This is a genomic window from Streptomyces sp. NPDC008163 (assembly GCF_042956885.1).
GTDB classification, from domain to species: domain Bacteria; phylum Actinomycetota; class Actinomycetes; order Streptomycetales; family Streptomycetaceae; genus Streptomyces; species Streptomyces drozdowiczii_A.
The window spans coordinates 336,339-352,921 of record NZ_JBIBHG010000001.1 but is presented as its reverse complement, the minus strand read 5'-3'; the positions used below and the strand labels follow the sequence as shown (position 1 = coordinate 352,921).

9 protein-coding genes are annotated in these 16,583 nt (G+C 73.3%); 2 read left to right on the top strand and 7 right to left on the bottom strand.

The genetic code is table 11. From position 1 onward, the window contains the following. Positions 1–104 precede the first annotated feature (104 nt). The gene (locus ACFZAT_RS01775; RefSeq protein WP_391258579.1) at positions 105–395 is read left to right on the top strand and encodes a chorismate mutase; all 291 of its coding nucleotides are present in this window, start codon (positions 105–107) and stop codon (positions 393–395) included. 303 nt (positions 396–698) lie between these two features. Here ACFZAT_RS01775 and ACFZAT_RS01770 read toward each other — a convergent pair whose 3' ends face one another. The 7 genes from ACFZAT_RS01770 to ACFZAT_RS01740 form a co-directional block, all read right to left on the bottom strand. Continuing rightward, the gene (locus ACFZAT_RS01770; protein ID WP_391258577.1) at positions 699–2,432 is read right to left on the bottom strand and encodes a peptidase; all 1,734 of its coding nucleotides are present in this window, start codon (positions 2,430–2,432) and stop codon (positions 699–701) included. Between the two features lie 287 nt (positions 2,433–2,719). After that, on the bottom strand, positions 2,720–4,546 hold the full coding sequence (locus tag ACFZAT_RS01765; RefSeq protein WP_391258574.1) for a GMC oxidoreductase: 1,827 nt from the start codon (positions 4,544–4,546) through the stop codon (positions 2,720–2,722). A gap of 62 nt (positions 4,547–4,608) precedes the next feature. After that, on the bottom strand, positions 4,609–6,237 hold the full coding sequence (locus ACFZAT_RS01760) for a succinic semialdehyde dehydrogenase (protein ID WP_391258572.1): 1,629 nt from the start codon (positions 6,235–6,237) through the stop codon (positions 4,609–4,611). 152 nt (positions 6,238–6,389) lie between these two features. Continuing rightward, the gene (locus tag ACFZAT_RS01755; protein WP_391258569.1) at positions 6,390–8,027 is read right to left on the bottom strand and encodes a protein kinase; all 1,638 of its coding nucleotides are present in this window, start codon (positions 8,025–8,027) and stop codon (positions 6,390–6,392) included. A 122-nt stretch (positions 8,028–8,149) separates the two neighbouring features. Next, entirely contained in the window at positions 8,150–11,032 is a 2,883-nt protein-coding gene (locus tag ACFZAT_RS01750; RefSeq protein ID WP_391258566.1) for a protein kinase, read from the bottom strand. A 199-nt stretch (positions 11,033–11,231) separates the two neighbouring features. Next, positions 11,232–13,172: a protein kinase gene (locus tag ACFZAT_RS01745; protein ID WP_391258563.1), complete on the bottom strand. Its 1,941-nt coding sequence runs from the start codon at positions 13,170–13,172 to the stop codon at positions 11,232–11,234. A 142-nt stretch (positions 13,173–13,314) separates the two neighbouring features. Further along, positions 13,315–15,024 (bottom strand): FAD-dependent oxidoreductase, encoded by a 1,710-nt coding sequence (locus ACFZAT_RS01740; RefSeq protein WP_391258560.1) that lies wholly within the window; start codon positions 15,022–15,024, stop codon positions 13,315–13,317. Positions 15,025–15,272: 248 nt separating this feature from the next. Between ACFZAT_RS01740 and ACFZAT_RS01735 the strand changes: the two genes are divergently transcribed. Beyond that, positions 15,273–16,535: a nucleotide sugar dehydrogenase gene (locus tag ACFZAT_RS01735; RefSeq protein WP_391258557.1), complete on the top strand. Its 1,263-nt coding sequence runs from the start codon at positions 15,273–15,275 to the stop codon at positions 16,533–16,535. Positions 16,536–16,583: the final 48 nt, after the last annotated feature.

Genomic DNA, 16,583 nt, shown 5'->3' with positions numbered 1-16,583 from the left:
ACTGACAAGCAACGTTCCAGGCGCCCCGGGCCGAAAGGCCCGGGGCGTTCTGCGTTCCGGGCCCGTCCGGCCCCCGGGGTGCCGCATCTCACCGGGAGACCGTCATGAGCAGCACCACCAGCACCGAGACCACCGGCGCCCGCACCGACGAGGCCGCGTCCCTGATCGGCGACGCCCGCACCCGTATCGATTCCCTGGACGACCGGATCATCGGGCTCGTCCAGGAACGGATGGCGGTCTCGTCGGTGATCCAGGAGGCCCGCATGACGTCGGGCGGCCGCCGGGTCAACCTGTCCCGCGAGACGGAGATCCTGATCCGTTACCGCGAGGCGCTCGGCAAGCCGGGCACCTCGCTGGCGATGACGCTCCTGGAGCTCTGCCGGGGCCGGGTCTGAACGCCGCTCCCCCGCCGTATCCCAGTTCGGGCGGAGTCTCACCCGTACGGCGCGTGACCGGGTCCCGCGCGGCTTCGTTGGTCCCGGTGTCCGCGTCGGCCAGGGGCGGATCTTCAGAGGAACCACACGTGGCTCCGCCGGGGTGTGTGGCGTACCGCGTGTACGCCGTGGGACCACGCACCGGCGTGCGTGACCGGTCGGCAGGGGACAGCAGCCCGGTCACTCGGGGGGACCGCCAGGTCTCTCCAGGGAAACGGCCGGCTCCGGGGACGCCCGGGGCCGGCCGTTTCTCCTTGTACGGGGTCAGCGCGTCGCGCGCCGCCTGGACACGGTGAACAGGACGCCGCCCGCGAGCAGCGCGACGACGGACGCGCCGGACGCGGCGAATGCGACGGTGCCGGTGGAGGCGAGCGAGCCGCCGCCGGAGCCGGAGGAACCGGAGGTGCCGGAGGTACCTGTGGTGCCCGTGGTGCCGGAGCCGCCGGTGCTGCCGTTCGTACCGCTCGTGCCGCTCGTGCCGCTCGTGCCGCTCGTGCCCGACGAGGTCGAGCCGCCCGCGGCGGTCGGGCCGCCGTCGTCGGAGCCGCCCGTCGTGGCGTGCCCGTCCTCGCCGTTGAGTTCCACCGACGCCTTGTTGTTGGCGGGCTTCGGGTCGAAGGGCAGCGCGGGCGCCCGGAGGTGGGTGTTGCGGACGACGACCGCGCCGTTGCTGCCCGGGTCCGCCGAGACGAGCTTCAGCCGGAAGGGCAGGGCGAAGTCGGCGTCCTCCAGGACCGACATGGGCGTGGCGCAGAAGTAGCGCGGGGCCTTCTCCTGGTTCTCGCGGTACTCGCCGGTCGCGGTCACGCCCCGGCAGATGTCCGGCTTGGAGACGACGTAGCTGCCGTGGGGCACGGTGAAGTCGACGGTGGCGACGGGCTCGCCGGAGCGGATGTACCCGATCCAGGCGGGGCCCTTGTTGCGGAAGCCCAGGGTCACGTCGACGGTGTCGCCGGGCTTGCCCGCCGCCCGGTCGCCGTAGGCCGCGAAGTCGGCGCTGTTGGTGGTCCGGAAGTCGGCGTCCTGCTGGTTGTCCGACGGGTCCAGGTCGGCCGAGCGGACGGCCGGGGCCTTGCGCAGGGCCAGCTGCGCGCCCTTGCCGGGGCTGAAGCGGGCGCCGGAGCGGAGCGCCGCCCGGGCGTCGGTGCCGTCCTCCTCGATCCGGTAGAGGAAGGAGTCGTAGAAGGCGCGCTCCGTGGCCCGCAGGGTGGGCGGCACCTCCAGCGTGTACGTGGCGCCGGGCTCGTAGCTGCCGGGGAAGGTGCAGAGCGCGGTGGACCAGGCGCCCGGGCTGCCCATGCCCAGGTCCTCCTCGCTGTACTCGCAGTTCTCGTAGCGCTCGGCGAACTCCAGGCCGCGGGTGTTGCGCAGGGTGAGCAGGACGCCCTGGGCGGCGCGGGTGCCGTTGTTGGTGAAGGTGAGGGGCACCGGCTGGCTGTCGCCGGGCTTGAGCTCCGTCTTCAGCGGCAGCCGCTTCATCGACAGGTCGGGCCCGCCGATCGACACCTGCGCGGTGAACGGGCGGAAGGTGGCGCCCTCGGCCTCGGCGGTGACCTCGATGGTGCCGGAGTCGCCGTCCTCGCTCCCCTCGGCGGCGCTGAGCCGGAGCTCGGCGAGGGTGCTCAGGCCGGGCCAGATCCCGTAGTCGTGGCAGACGACGGTGGTCCCGGTCCGCTCGCAGTCCGGGCTGCCCTCCTTGTCGAAGGACACGTCCGCGACGCCCGCCAGCTTCCCGAAGTCGAAGCGGACGGTGTACTCCTCCGCGAAGTACCCGTTCTCCTCGTCCTCGGACGGGTTGGTCACCGTGATGTCGAGGCTCGACTTCTGCGGGGAGCCCGTGGCCGGATACGGGTGCAGCGCGGTCTCGGCGGGACCGCCGATCGTGAACTCGGGGTAGGCGGCCTGCGCGGGGCTGCTCAGCGTGAGCAGACCGCCCGCCAGCAGGCCGGCCGAGGCGACGATGCCCGCCGCACGGCGGAACGGGGTCGTGCTTCTCATCTTGGGCCTTCGGGGTCGTCGGGAGCTGTGTGACCGCTGGGGCGGCGACAGCGGGTACGACCGGGGGCGCCCGGGAAAAGTTGCCCGGAATCAGATCACGGATCAGGCACGACAAGCGAAGTGATCCACCTCACATAAGGATTTCATCAGTACGAGGACAACCATCCGGGGGTCCGGCAGGTCATGCATGCGGAACACCGGTTGTCGGTTGTTGAACAACGGACCGGTTACAGCGTGAGGGGCTGCACTGGGAGGGGGGTGCAGCCCCTTCTGCTGTTCCCGTGCCGTTACGCCTTCTCCTTAGGCGGCACCGCCGGAATCCCCAGGAACGGCAGCCTGAGCGCGCCGAACGCCTCCTTCGGGACCGCCGGCGCCTGCGGCTCCACCGCCGCCAGCCGCTCGTACGCCTCGCCCTGCGCCGGGCGCGGGTCCCGCTCGCCCTTGTTCGGCCAGAACGACATGGCGCGCTCCGCCTGGGCGGTGATCGTCAGCGACGGGTTGACCCCGAGGTTCGCGGAGACCGCCGAGCCGTCGACCACCGAGATGCCCGGGTGCCCGAACAGCCGGTGGTACGGGTCGATGACGCCCTCGTCCGCGTCGGCGCCGATCGGGCAGCCGCCGAGGAAGTGTGCGGTGAGCGGGGTGCCCATCAGCTCGCCGATGTTGGAGCCGGGGAAGCCGTTGATCTCCTCGGCGAGCAGGGTCGCGCTCTGCGTCGCCTCGGCGATCTGCGTGGGGTTGGGCGCGCCGTGGCCCTGGCGGGCGGTGAGCAGGCCCTTGCCGATGCCGCGCGGCTTGCGGTAGGCGGTCAGGGAGTTGTCGAGCGACTGCATGACGAGCCCGATGATGACCCGCTCCGACCAGCGCCGGTTGGAGAGCGAGCGGGCGGCGATCGTGGGGTGCTTGACCAGGTTCGCGAGCCAGGCGCGGACCCGGTGGGCGCTGTAGGGGACCTGGACGATGGTCAGGCCGCCCATGGCGTTGGAGCCCTTGCCGTAGCGGACGGGCTCGATGTGGGTGTTGGCGTCCGGGTGGATGGACGAGGTGATGGCGACGCCCTTGGTGAAGTCGGGCTTCGTACCGTGCCTCTTGCGGTAGCGCCGGTCGGAGGTCTGGGCACCGACCAGGCCCTCGGAGTTGGTACGGGTCAGCTCGCCGAGCCGCGCGGAGAGCCGGGGCAGCAGCCCCTTGTCCTTCATCGTGTGCAGCAGGGTCTGGGTGCCGTACGTGCCCGCCGCGACGACCACCTTGCGGGCGCGCAGGGCCGTGGGCTTCGCCTTCTTCCGCCGGTCGGTGGGCACGGTGGCGACGCGGTAGCCGCCCTCGGGGTGCTCGGTGACGGCGACGACGGAGGTCATGGGGTGGATGACCGCGCCGGCCTTCTCGGCGAGGTGGAGGTAGTTCTCGTTGAGGGTGTTCTTCGCGCCGTGCCGGCAGCCGGTCATGCACTCGCCGCACTCGGTGCACGCCTTGCGCGCCGGGCCCGCTCCGCCGAAGTACGGGTCCGGGACCGTGCCGCCGGGCTTCGCGCGTGCGGTGCCGTCCGCGTCCTCCCCGTCGCCGAAGAAGACGCCGACCGGGGCGAGGTGGAAGGTGTCGCCGACGCCCATGGCCTCGGCGGTCGCCTTGAGGTGGACGTCGGAGGGGGTCGTCGTGGGGTTGAGCCGGACTCCGAGCATCCGCTTGGCCTGGTCGTAATACGGCTTCAGCTCGTCCTGCCAGTCCGTGATGTGCGCCCACTGCCGGTCCTCGAAGAACGGGGCGGGCGGCACGTACAGCGTGTTGGCGTAGTTCAGGGAGCCACCGCCCACCCCGGCACCGGCCAGCACCATCACCTTGCCGAGCAGGTGGACGCGCTGGATGCCGAAGAGGCCGAGGGCGGGCGCCCAGAGGTAGTTCTTCAGGTCCCAGGAGTTCTTCGGCAGGGTCCCGGGGGTGAAGCGGCGCCCCGCCTCCAGGACGCCGACCCGGTACCCCTTCTCGGTCAGCCGCAGCGCCGAGACCGCACCGCCGAAGCCGGACCCGACGACGATCACGTCGTAGTCGTACGCGGCGTCGTCGTCGGCCGCACCGGCCGGCCGGTCCTGATTCTGGGCAGGGCTGTCCTGGGACATGGCACTCCTCGGTACGAAAAGGACAGAAGTGGTGCGGGGATTCACCGGCCCCCCGAAGGGGCTCAGCGCAGGCGGAACGCCTTCATCGCCTTCAGGCTGCGGGTCATGAACGCGGCGTACTTCTCGTCGTCCATCCCGAAGGACGGGGCGAGCGGGATCAGCCGCTGCTGGGCGACGGTCTGGGCCTCGGTGTACTTGAGGATGCCCTCGGAACCGTGGCGCCGGCCGAGACCGGAGTCCTTCATGCCGCCCATCGGGGACTGCACGCTGCCGTACGCGGGGGCGTACCCCTCGTTGATGTTGACGGTGCCGGTGCGCAGCCGGGCGGCGATCCGGTGGCCGCGCCGGCCGTCCTTGGTCCAGACGCTCGAATTGAGGCCGTACGGGGTGGCGTTGGCCAGCTCCACGACCTCGTCCTCGTCGCGGAAGCGGTAGATCGAGACGACCGGGCCGAAGGTCTCCTCGGTGCACACGGCCATGGGCGCCTCGACGCCGTCCAGGATCGTCGGCTCGTAGAAGAGCGGGCCGATGTCCGGGCGGGCGACCCCGCCCGCGACCAGCCTGGCGCCCTTCTCGACGGCCTCGGCGACATGTCGGCCGACGGTCTCCAGCTGGCGCTCGCCGACCAGCGAGCCCATGTCGGCGCCGTATGCGAGGGCGCTGCCGAGCCGCATCGCCTTCGTCCGGGCGGCGAACCGCTCCACGAAGTCGTCGGCGACCGACTCGTGGACGTACAGCCGCTCGATGGAGATGCAGAGCTGCCCGGCCGAGGAGAAGCAGGCGCGGACGGCGCCGGCGGCGGCCTTCTCCACGTCGGCGTCGGCCAGGACCAGCATGGCGTTCTTGCCGCCGAGTTCGAGGGAGACGCCGACGAGCCGGGCCGCCGCGCCCTGGGCGACCTCGCGGCCGGTGCGGGTGGAGCCGGTGAACGAGACGTAGTCGGCGTGCTTGACGACCTCGGGGCCGACGACCGGCCCCTCGCCGAGGACGACCTGGAAGACCTCGTCCGGGAGCCCCGCCTCGATCAGCAGGTCGCGCGCCCACAGGGCGGTGAGCGCGGTCTCGGTGTCGGGCTTCATCACCACGGCGTTGCCGGAGACGAAGGCGGGCAGCGCGTCGCCGACGGACAGCTCCAGCGGGTAGTTCCAGGGGGCGATCTGGCCGACGACACCGCGCGGCTGACGGAGTTCGGTGACCTTGGTCAGCGTCGGCACGACCCCGGTGTGCCGCTTCGGCTTCAGATACGCGGCCGCCCTGCGGCCGTAGTGCCGGGCGGCGACGGCGACCGCCTGGACCTCCTCGTGGGCGTGCAGCCGGGCCTTGCCGGTCTCCAGCTGGATGAGGTCGAGGACCTCGGACTGGCGGCTCATGACCAGGTCGTGGAAGCGCAGGAGCACGGCGGCCCGGGTCCGGACCGGCAGGGCGGCCCAGGCGGGCTGGGCGGCGCGGGCGCGCGCGAAAGCGGTGGCCACGTCCTCGGGGGTGGACTCCGGCAGGTCCGCCAGCTTCTCGCCGGTGAACGGCGTGTGGTTGGCGGTGCGGCCTGAGCCGGTGACGCCGCGCGTCAGCCGGGCGATCACCTCGGGCGTCGCGACATCGGCGGCCGTGCGCACGCCCGCGGGGGCGGCGGCCACGGGGTTGGTGCCGGCCGTGGCGGCGGCGGGGGACGTGGGGGCCTGCGAGTCCGTCATGAGGGCGAGAGTACGTCGGCGGGAAGGCTTTGGGTACCCGTGGGTAACACCTTTTCACCGTCTCTCCCGGAGTCCCGCCACACCCCCGCCGACCCAGCCAGTGATCACTGGCGGCATAAGCCCTGATCAGGGGCTATTGCTCGGCCCGGGGTCTATTGCTCGGCCGGGGGGCGCCAGCTGCGGAGGATCGCGTTGAAGCGGTCGCGGGTGTTGTCCCAGTCGTCCGCCGGGCCCGTCATGTAGAGCGCGTACTCCGGGCCGCCGTCCTTCTCGAAGTACATCTGGTCGATCGCGTGCCGCGCCTCGCCGTCCTTCTCGGTCCAGGTGAACTCCCAGATGGAACCGGGGTAGTCGCGGTAGAGGTTGGTGTTCAGCTCGATCCGCCGGTACTCCGGCAGCCGGGTGCTGAGCGACTTCTCCAGCCCGACCATGTGGTCGTAGGAGTTGTCGAAGTCGGGGGCCGGATCGGAGCTGACCCGGAAGTAGTGCACGCCCCCGTCGGGGCTGTAGTCGATGTTGTTCTCGGTGACCTTGCGCTCCCAGCCCTCCGGCAGCAGCACGCTGAACCCGGACGGGTCCACCACCCGCCGCCAGCCGTCCGGCACGTCCTGCGTCACGGTGTCCGAGGGGCTCGGCGTGGGCGTCGGCCTCGTCTTCGAGGTGTCCGGCTCCGGGCTCCGGCCGCCGTGCGAGGCCGTGCCGCCGTCCCCGCTCCCGGCCGCGTCCGAGCGGTTCCCGTACAGCATCGCGGCGATCCCCGCGCCGCCGCCGAGCACCGCGGCCAGGACGATGACCAGGACCGCCGTACGCCAGCGGCTGCGGCGGGCGGCCGGGGCGGGCACGGGCGCGGGCATCGCGGCGGGACCGGGCCGGGGCAGTACGGCGGTGCCCCCGCGCAGCATCTCCTCGGAGACGTGCTGCGTCGGGACGAACGCCTGCGCGGCCCGGGGCGTGCGGCCCTCCATGGCCTCCAGGAGCATCCGCTCGGTCTCCTCCGCCGACGGACGCTCGTCCGGCTCCTTGCGCAGCAGCGCGGTGATGACGGGGGCGAGCGCCCCGGCCCGGGCGGGCGGCGGCGGTTCCTCGGTGACGACGGCCTGCATGGTCGATATGGGGGACGTCCGGCGGAACGGCGAGCGTCCCTCGACGGCCGTGTACAGCGTGGCGCCCAGGGACCAGAGGTCGGAGGCCGGGCCGGGGTCGCCGCCGCGTACCCGCTCCGGCGCCAGGTAGTCGATGGAGCCGACGAGTTCACCGGTCCTGGTGATGGTGGAGTCGCCCTCGATCGCGGCGATCCCGAAGTCGGTGAGCAGGACCCGGCCGTCCCGGGCGAGCAGCACGTTGCCCGGCTTCACGTCCCGGTGCAGCACCCCGGCCCCGTGCGCGGCGCGCAGCGCGCCCAGCACGTGCAGCCCTATGCGGGCGGCCTCGCGGGCCTCGATCTCGCCGCCGGACTCCTTCGCCCGGTCGGCGAGCGACGGCCCGTCCACGTACTGCATGACGATCCACGGCCGGTTGTCGTACTCGACCACGTCATGGACGGTGACGACGCCGGGGTGGGTGATCCGGGCGGCCGCGCGGGCCTCCTTCTGGGTCCGCTGGTGCAGCACGATCCGGTCCGACTCGGCCACGTACAGACCGGCGGTCAGCTCCTTGACGGCGACCGTGCGGTGCAGCACCTCGTCGTGGGCGCGCCACACCTTGCCCATGCCGCCGCGTCCGAGGACGTCGCCCAGCCGGTACCTCCCGGCCAGCAACAGCCCCGCTTCCGTGCCCTGTGATCGATCCACCTGTGTCCCCGCCCCCGTTGCTTCGGATGACAGGTTACGGAGGGGACGCGCGGCCACGGAACCTCGCATCGCCCACGAGATCGCACTGTGATGCGAATCCCGGCCGTCGGACCGTCAGCCCGTCAGCCCGTCACGCGGTAGGACACGCTGGCCTGTTGGTAGATCTCGGTGATCCGGTCGCGCTCGTCCTCCGGGCCGATGACCTGGAGGATGTGGTACCGCCCGCCGACGAGCATGACGAGGTTGCGGACGTACACCTCGCGGCCGTTGCTGTCCTGCCAGGTGAACTGGCCCTCCGCCATGGCCTGTCGGCCGACGTCCGTACGCCGCAGGCCGCTCGCCGACGACCAGCTGGAGTCCCGGAACGGCTTCAGCTCCGGCTCCTTGTCCCGCTGGTAGTCGAGCGGATCGCTGCCGTTGGCCTTCGCGGTGTCGCGGCCGGGGACGATGAGCACGCTGAACCCGTCGCTGCCGTAGCGGATCTGACGCTCCGCGTTGGCGGGGCTGCGCTGCCAGCCCTTGGGCAGCCCGACCTCGAAGCCCTCGGCGTCCTTGCGCAGCGTGTACCCGGGCGCGAGGGCGGCGGCGGACCGGGTGGTCTGCGGCTTCTGCGCCCCGGAGGAGGCGGGCGCGGACGGCTTCGCCGACGCGCTCGCCCCGGGCTCGGGCGTCGTGGACGCGGGGGGTGCGGAGGAGGTACGGGAGGGGGCGGCGCCGGTCCCCTTGCCGTCCTCCTCGCCGGACTTGGGCATGAACAGCACCGCGTACGCGATCGCCGCGACGAGCACCAGCATGATGAGGACGAGCAGCGTCCGGCCGAGCCGGCGCGGCTGGTCGCCCTGCCGCAGCGCGCGGGGCTCCCGGGGCGCGCGGGGCTCCCGGGGCTCGCGCGGCGGCTTGAGGCGGGGTTCGCGGTGAGTGACGGCGGTGCGGTCCACGGCCTCGCGGGGGAGGCGGCCGCGCGCGTGCGTCCCTCCGCCGCGCCGGGAGCGCCGCTTGCGGACGAGCTCGCCGCGCCTGCGGACGACGGGGAGCCGGGTGGCGTCCTCGGCGGGCAGCGGCACGACGTCGAACCCGGCCTCCGGCTCCGGCGCCGACCGTACGAGGGAGCGCAGCCAGCCGCTCAGCTCCTCCACGTCGGGCCGCTCGGTGGGGTCCTGCCGCAGCAGCGACTCCACGACCGGGCGCAGCGGCCCGCACTCCTCGGCGAAGGCGGGCGGTTCGCCGCACACCATCTGGACCAGCTCGGCCGCGCTGTCCTCCGGGTAGGGCGCGTGCCCCTGGACGGAGCGGAAGAGCAGGGCGCCGAGGGCCCACAGGTCGGTGGCGGGCCCGATGGGCGGCGCCAGCTGCCAGTTGCCGTGGACGGGCCCGGCCTGCTCGGGCGCCCACCGCTCGGTGACCGCGCCGACGACGGCGATCCGCGCCTGCCGCGCCCGCTCGGCGGCGAGCGCGGTGGCGGGGCCCCGGTATCCGGCCGCGCCGGTGTCCTCGGTCTCCTCGTCGTCCCAGCCACCGGTGGGGGGCTGGGGGCCGGGCGTCCGGGCGCCGTAAGCCTCCCGGCTCGACGGCGGCAGTTCGGCGCGGGTCCCCGGCGGCGTGCCCCGGCGCGCGGCGTCGGCGCGGAGCGCGTCCTCGCGGGAGCCGCCCGCGGGCACGGGGCGCCCGGCGGTCGGCCCGTCGTCCCAGGTGCCGGTGAGGTGGAGGCGGCGGGGCGGCGGCCCGTCGTCCTCGTCCTCGTCGTCCTCGTCGTCGTAGAAGGGGGCGTCGTAGGACCCCGGCGCGTCCGGGCCGCGCACCCAGCCGCCGGGCAGCTGCGGCAGCTCGGGGCGGGGGCGCGGCGGGACACCGGGACGCGGCTCGTCAGGACCGTCGCCGTACGCGCCGTACGCCTCGTCGCGACGTGAGCGCGGCGGAGTGCCGGGACGCGGCTCGTCAGGACCGTCGCCGTAGGCGTCGTGGCCCTCGTAGCCGTCGTGGCCCTCGTCGCGCGCGGGCGGCAGGGCGCTCCATGGCCCGGTGTCGTCGTCCCGGGGGCGGTCCGGCGCGCCGGGGCCCGAAGGCGCGGTGTCCCGTGCCCACGCGTCCCGCTCCGGCGGCGCATCGCGGCGGGCGGCGGCGGCACGGGTGCCCGCGCGGTACGCGGCGATGGCTCCGGCCCGGGCGCGCGCGGCGCTGTCCGCCCCGGCGGCGGGCACGGGCAGCCCGGCGGGCGGCACCGGCCGGGGCGCGGGGCTCTCGGCCGGGTGTTCGGCGGCGCCCTCGGCGGGGTCCTCCTCGGCGCCGTACGGGCCGGGGCCGGGCTCTATCGCCGCCGGGCCCCGGGAGGCGGGCAGCACACCGGCGGGCGGCACATACGGGCCGGTGGGGCCGGTCTCGACGCCGGGCCCGCCGAATCCGTCCTCGTCCGGCTCCTCGTCCTCGGGGCGCGGCACCGGGCTGTAGCCGCAGAGCGCCTCCTCGGCCGCCCCGGCGGCGAGGCCGGTCAGCACGACGCGTCCGTCGTCGCAGACGAGCACCGTGCGCACGGTGATGTTGCGGTGGGTCCAGCCGTGCGCGTGCAGCACCCGCAGCGCGGTCAGCACGTCGGAGCCGATCTCGGCGGCCCGGAAGGGATTCAGCGGGCGCTCGGCGAGGAGCGCGGCGAGTGGACGGGACGCGACGAGTTCACTCACTATCCAGAGCGAGCCCTCCTCCGCGAACACGTCGAAGACCTGGTCGAGGCGCGGATGGTCGGGCACCTGGGCCGCCGCCTGGGCGGCCTCGATGGCGCGCCGCACGGCCGGATCGGCGGGCCGCCGCGCGGTGCGCGGCGCGGCGGACGTGCGCCCGTCGCCCTCCACGAACTCCGCGTCCACGACCTCGGGCAGCGGCACCTGACGGACCAGGACCTCCTGCCCGCTGTAGGTGTCGAAGGCCCGCGTCTCCACGAGTTCGTACGCGTCGGACGGAGGCAGCGGAAGGCGGTAGCGGTCGGCGAGCACCCGACCCGCGTAGTCGTCCACGACGCCTCCCCAGAGCGCGCTGTCCCCCGGCCACGGAGACCGCACCGAATTGGTCAATCACAGTCGCTTGCGGTGCAATTGACTGCGTGTTTCGGCTGCGTACGGTCTCCGGGCTCTCACCATACGTGGCAAGCGCCGACCGCGCGGCAGGTCGGCCCAACCAGCCGCGCCGCCGCGCCCGATCCCGCCGTCGCCCGTCTCAGTCGACCGGCTTGAACGAGTCGAACGCCGCCTTCCGCAGCGCCCGGCACTCCTTGCCGTCCCACTCGTCGGCCTTGCAGCTGATCATGATCGCGTAGCCGTGGTCGCTGTCGGCCTTGAAGCCCCGGTTGAGCACGCGTACCCGCTGACCCTGCTGCGTACGCTCGAACTGCCAGTCGGCGACGGTCGGGTAGCCGTTGTACTCCACCTTCTTGATGCCCAGGTGGTGGTAGTTCGTGCTGGAGGCGGCCACTCCGCCCCGGGCGGAGTTCCAGGAGGCGGCGGCGTCGTTGCCGGGCGAGGAGGTGTAGTCGACCTGGAGGCGGGGGAAGCCGCCGCCCGCGTTGTAGATCGCGCCGGCGCCCTGGCCGGAGGTGGTGTCGAAGCGGAAGTCCTTGGGCATCGCGATGGAGAAGTGGAACCGCTTGTTGGTCACGGTGTGGTAGCCGGCGGGCAGGGCGTCCTCGGCCTTGCCGTCGTTCTTGTCCTCGCCCTGCTCACCGGCCGCGTCGTCGTCCTGGCCCTTGCCCTGGTCCTGGCCCTTGTCCTCGCCGGGGTCCTGCTCCTTGCCGCTGTCGCCCTGCGCGGTGTCGGAGGAGCCGGACGGGGACTCGGCGCTCGGCGCCCCGGCCGGGGCGGAGGCGCCGGTGCTCTTCTTCCCGGAGTCGTCGGGCTTGTCGTCGCCGCCGCCGAGCGTGAGCGCCAGCACGGTGCCCAGGACCGCGAGCACGATGACCGCCGCGATGATCGCGAGGGTGCGGCGCGGGACGACGTCCGTGAGGGACGCCCGGGGAGCGGTGACCGGCGAGGAGGCCGGGCGCTGCGGCGGCACGGCCCCGGAGGGGGACGCGGCGCCGGGCGCGGAGGTCGGCCGGGCCGGGACGGGCGGTGCGGTGACGGGGGCGGCGGCCGCACCGGCGGCGGGCGTGGTCCGGGCGTTGCGCACGGAGCGCAGCGCGCCGCGCAGCCGGTCCCGGGTGCCCTCGCCCGCGTCACCGGACGCGGGCTCGGCGTCGGCGACACCCTTGGGCAGCGCCATCACCTGGGTGGCGTCGGCGGGCGGCGGGACGGGGCGCTCCGGCTGCTCGAAGGAGCTGATGACGTCGTTGAGCAGGGCGCGCGCCCCCGCGTCGTCCAGCCGCTGTTCGGGGTCCCGGGTGAGCAGCCCGTAGATGACCTCCTCCAGCGGGCCCGCGTTCTTCGGCGGGTCCAGCGGCTCGGTCATCACGGCGGTCAGGGTCGCGATGGCGGAGCCCTTGTCGTACGGCGGGGAGCCCTCGACGCTCGCGTAGAGCAGGCCGCCGAGCGACCAGAGGTCGGCGGGCGGTCCCGGCTTGTGGCCGCGCGCACGCTCCGGCGAGATGTACGAGGGGGCGCCGACGAGCATGCCGGTGGAGGTGACCGAGGGGTCGCCCTCGACCTGGGCGATGCCGAAGTCGGTCAGCACGACCCGGCCGTCCTCGGCGATCAGTACGTTGGACGGCTTCACGTCGCGGTGCAGGATGCCCTCGCGGTGCGCGGAGCGCAGCACGTCGAGGAGGGCGAGGCCGATCTCGGCGGCCCGCTTCGGCGTCAGGACGCCGTCCTCGCGGACCGCTTCGGCCAGCGACTTGCCCTCGATGAGCTCCATGACGATCCACGGCCGGTCGTCCTCGTCCACCACGTCGTAGACCGTGACCGCGCCGTTGTTCCGGATGCGCGCGATCGCCTTGGCCTCGCGCAGCGTACGCGTGATGAGGCGGCGCTTCTCGTCCTCCTCGATGGCCGACGGGAACCGCAGTTCCTTGACCGCGACCGTGCGGCCCAGGGTCTCGTCAACGGCACGCCAGACCGTGCCCATACCGCCCCGGCCGAGCACCTCCCCCAGCCGGTACCGCCCCGCCAGGAGACGTCCGTCCGTGTCCCCTTGGGGCTCCCGTGCCTGCTCCGCCTCCGACATGCGTCCCCTCTGCGATCAACCCGCCCTGGCAGAGCGTTCATTGTCCCTCACCCCGGGACCGGTCCCGGTGCCGGGTCCTCATGCCGGGTCCCGGTACCGCTTCCGGCCCGGTCATGACGGGCCCCACCGAAGGGACATCAGGTCACAGCAGCGGCACGATGTCCGGCGCCCCCAGCCGCGCCGCGTCCGCCGTCAGGTCGTCCGGCTGGCGCTGCGATTCGCGTTCCGCCTCCACCCGCTTCTCGTAGTGCTCGGTCTCCCGGTCGATCCGCTCCGCGTCCCAGCCGAGGACCGGCGCCATCAGCTCGGCGCAGAGCCGGGCGGAGAGGGTGCCCCGGTCGAAGGTCTCGATGGAGATCCGGGTGCGCCGGGTCAGTACGTCGTCCAGGTGACGCGCGCCCTCGTGCGAGGCGGCGTACACGATCTCGGCCTTCAGATAGTCGTCGGCGGCCGGCAGCGGTTCGCCCAGCGCGGGGTCGGCGACGATCAGCTCCAGGAGCTCCTCGGTCATCGAGCCGTACCGGTTGAGCAGATGCTCCACCCGCGCGACGTGGAGACCGGTGCGGGCGGCGATCCTGGCGCGCGCGTTCCACAGGGCGCGGTAGCCCTCGGCGCCCAGCAGCGGGACGTCCTCGGTGACGCAGTCGGCGACCCGCTGGTCGAGGCCGTGCACCGCCTCGTCCACGGCGTCCTTGGCCATCACCCGGTACGTCGTGTACTTGCCGCCCGCGACGACGACGAGGCCCGGCACCGGGTGGGCGACGGTGTGCTCGCGCGACAGCTTGCTGGTGGCGTCCGACTCACCGGCCAGCAGGGGCCGCAGGCCCGCGTACACGCCCTCGACGTCGTCCCTGGTCAGGGGCGTCGACAGGACCGCGTTCACATGTTCCAGCAGATAGTCGATGTCGGCGCTGGAGGCGGCCGGGTGCGCCTTGTCCAGGTCCCAGTCGGTGTCCGTGGTGCCGACGATCCAGTGCCGGCCCCAGGGGATGACGAAGAGCACGGACTTCTCGGTGCGCAGGATGAGGCCGGTCGAGGAGTGGATGCGGTCCTTGGGGACGACCAGGTGGATGCCCTTGGAGGCCCGTACGTGGAACTGGCCGCGCTCGCCGATCAGCGACTGGGTGTCGTCCGTCCAGACCCCGGTGGCGTTGACCACCTGTTTGGCCCTGACCTCGTACTCACCACCCGCCTCGACGTCCTCCACGCGGGCGCCGACGACGCGTTCGCCCTCCCGGAGGAAGCCGGTCACCCGCGCCCGGTTCGCCACCTGCGCGCCGTACGCGGACGCGGTGCGCACCAGCGTGGCGACATAGCGGGCGTCGTCCATCTGGGCGTCGTAGTACTGCAAGGCCCCCACCAGGGCGTCCCGCTTCAGGGCCGGGGCGACGCGCAGCGCCCGGCGGCGGGAGAGGTGGCGGTGCGTGGGCAGGCCCCGGCCGTGCCCGGAGGAGACGGACATCGCGTCGTACAGCGCGACGCCGGAACCGGCGTACAGCCGCTCCCAGCCCTTGTGCTGCAAGGGGTAGAGGAAGGGCACCGGCTTCACCAGGTGCGGGGCGAGCCGTTCGAGGAGCAGCCCGCGCTCCTTCAGCGCCTCCCGTACGAGGGCGAAGTCGAGCATCTCCAGATAGCGCAGGCCGCCGTGGATCAGCTTGCTCGACCTGCTCGACGTGCCGGACGCCCAGTCGCGCGCCTCGACCAGTCCGGTCGAGAGCCCCCTGGTGACCGCGTCCAGCGCCGTCCCGGCGCCGACCACGCCCGCTCCCACGACCAGCACGTCCAGTTCGCGCTCGGCCATGGCGGCGAGCGCCTCGGCGCGCTCCGCGGGTCCCAGTGTCGCTGTCCTCACCGCTGCCTCCCGGTTGCTGGGGGTGGTCGGACACGGATCTCGGCCCCGACCATGCGTTCGGTGCCCGTGCCCACAGATCGATTCTGTCCGCGCTGAGCGACTTCAGCCACCGCCTGTGGACAACACCCGGACGACAAGGGCCGCGCAATGCGACATATAGGTCATATTTACGCCTAACCTGACAGAGCGCTGTCCACAGCGGTTGCGCTTTCTGTCTCCTGGTCTTAAGGGAAGGACGGGCCCGCCCAGTGCCTGCAGACCTCGCCGTCATCGGACTCGGTCACCTCGGCCTGCCCCTGGCCCAGGCCGCCGTCCATGCCGGTATCCAGACCATCGGCTACGACACCGACCCACGGGCCTTCGCGGAGGTCGCGGCCGGCCGTGCCCCGGTCGAGGGATCGCTGCCGGCCTCCGACATCCGCCGCATGCTCTCGCTGGGCTTCCGGCCCACCACCGACCAGGCCGAGCTGGGCCGGGTCCGCACCGCCGTGATCTGCGCGCCCACCCCGCTCGGCCCGGACCGCACCCTCGACCTGAGCGCCGTCGCCGACGCGGCCCGCGCCCTGGCCGCCCGGCTGCGCCCGCACACCACCGTGCTCCTCGAATCGGCCGTGCCCCCCGGCACCACGGAGGGCTTCCTGCTCCCGATCCTGGAGGAGGGCTCGGGGCTGCGCGGCGGGCGCGACTTCCACCTCGCGCACTCCCCCAGCCGGCTCGACCCCGGCAACCGCACCCACGTCTACGCCAACACCCCCAAGGTCATCGGCGGCCTCACCCCCGCCTGCACCGAGTCGGCCGCCGCCTTCTACGGCCGGCTCACCGACAAGGTGGTCCGGGCCCGGGGCACCCGCGAGGCCGAGATGACGAAGGTCCTGGAGACCAACTTCCGGTACGTCAACATCGCCCTGGTCAACGAGATGGCGGTGCTCTGCCACGATCTGGGCGTCGACCTGTGGGACGTCATCCGGTGCGCCGAGACCAAACCCTTCGGCTTCCAGCCCTTCCGCCCGGGCCCCGGCGTCGGCGGCCACGGCGCCCCGGTCGACCCGGGCCATCTCCCGTACCACCACCGCACCCCCGGCCCCCCGCTGCGGATGGTCTCGCTGGCGCAGGAGATCAACGAGCGGATGCCGCAGTACGTGATCCAGCGCTGCGCCACCCTCCTCAACGAGCACGGGAAGGCGGTGCGCGGCGCCAGAATTCTTCTGCTGGGCGTCACCTACAAGCCCGACCTCGCCGACCAGGAGGCGTCGCCCGCCCGCGAGATCGCCACCCGGCTGATGGACATGGGCGCCCAGATCGGCTTCCACGACCCGCACGTCCTGGACTGGCGCGTCCGCCAACTCCCCGTCCCCCGCGCCGATTCGCTGTACGAGGCGGCCGCGGGCGCGGACCTCACGGTGCTGCTCCAGCACCACCGCACGTACGACCTCCAGGGCCTCGCCGTAAAGGCGCAGCTGCTCCTGGACACCCGTGGCGCGACCCCCGCCGGAGCCGCCCACCGGCTGTGATGACGGGCCCTCAGCCCAGTTCCCCCAAGGATTTCGGTGGGCCGATGT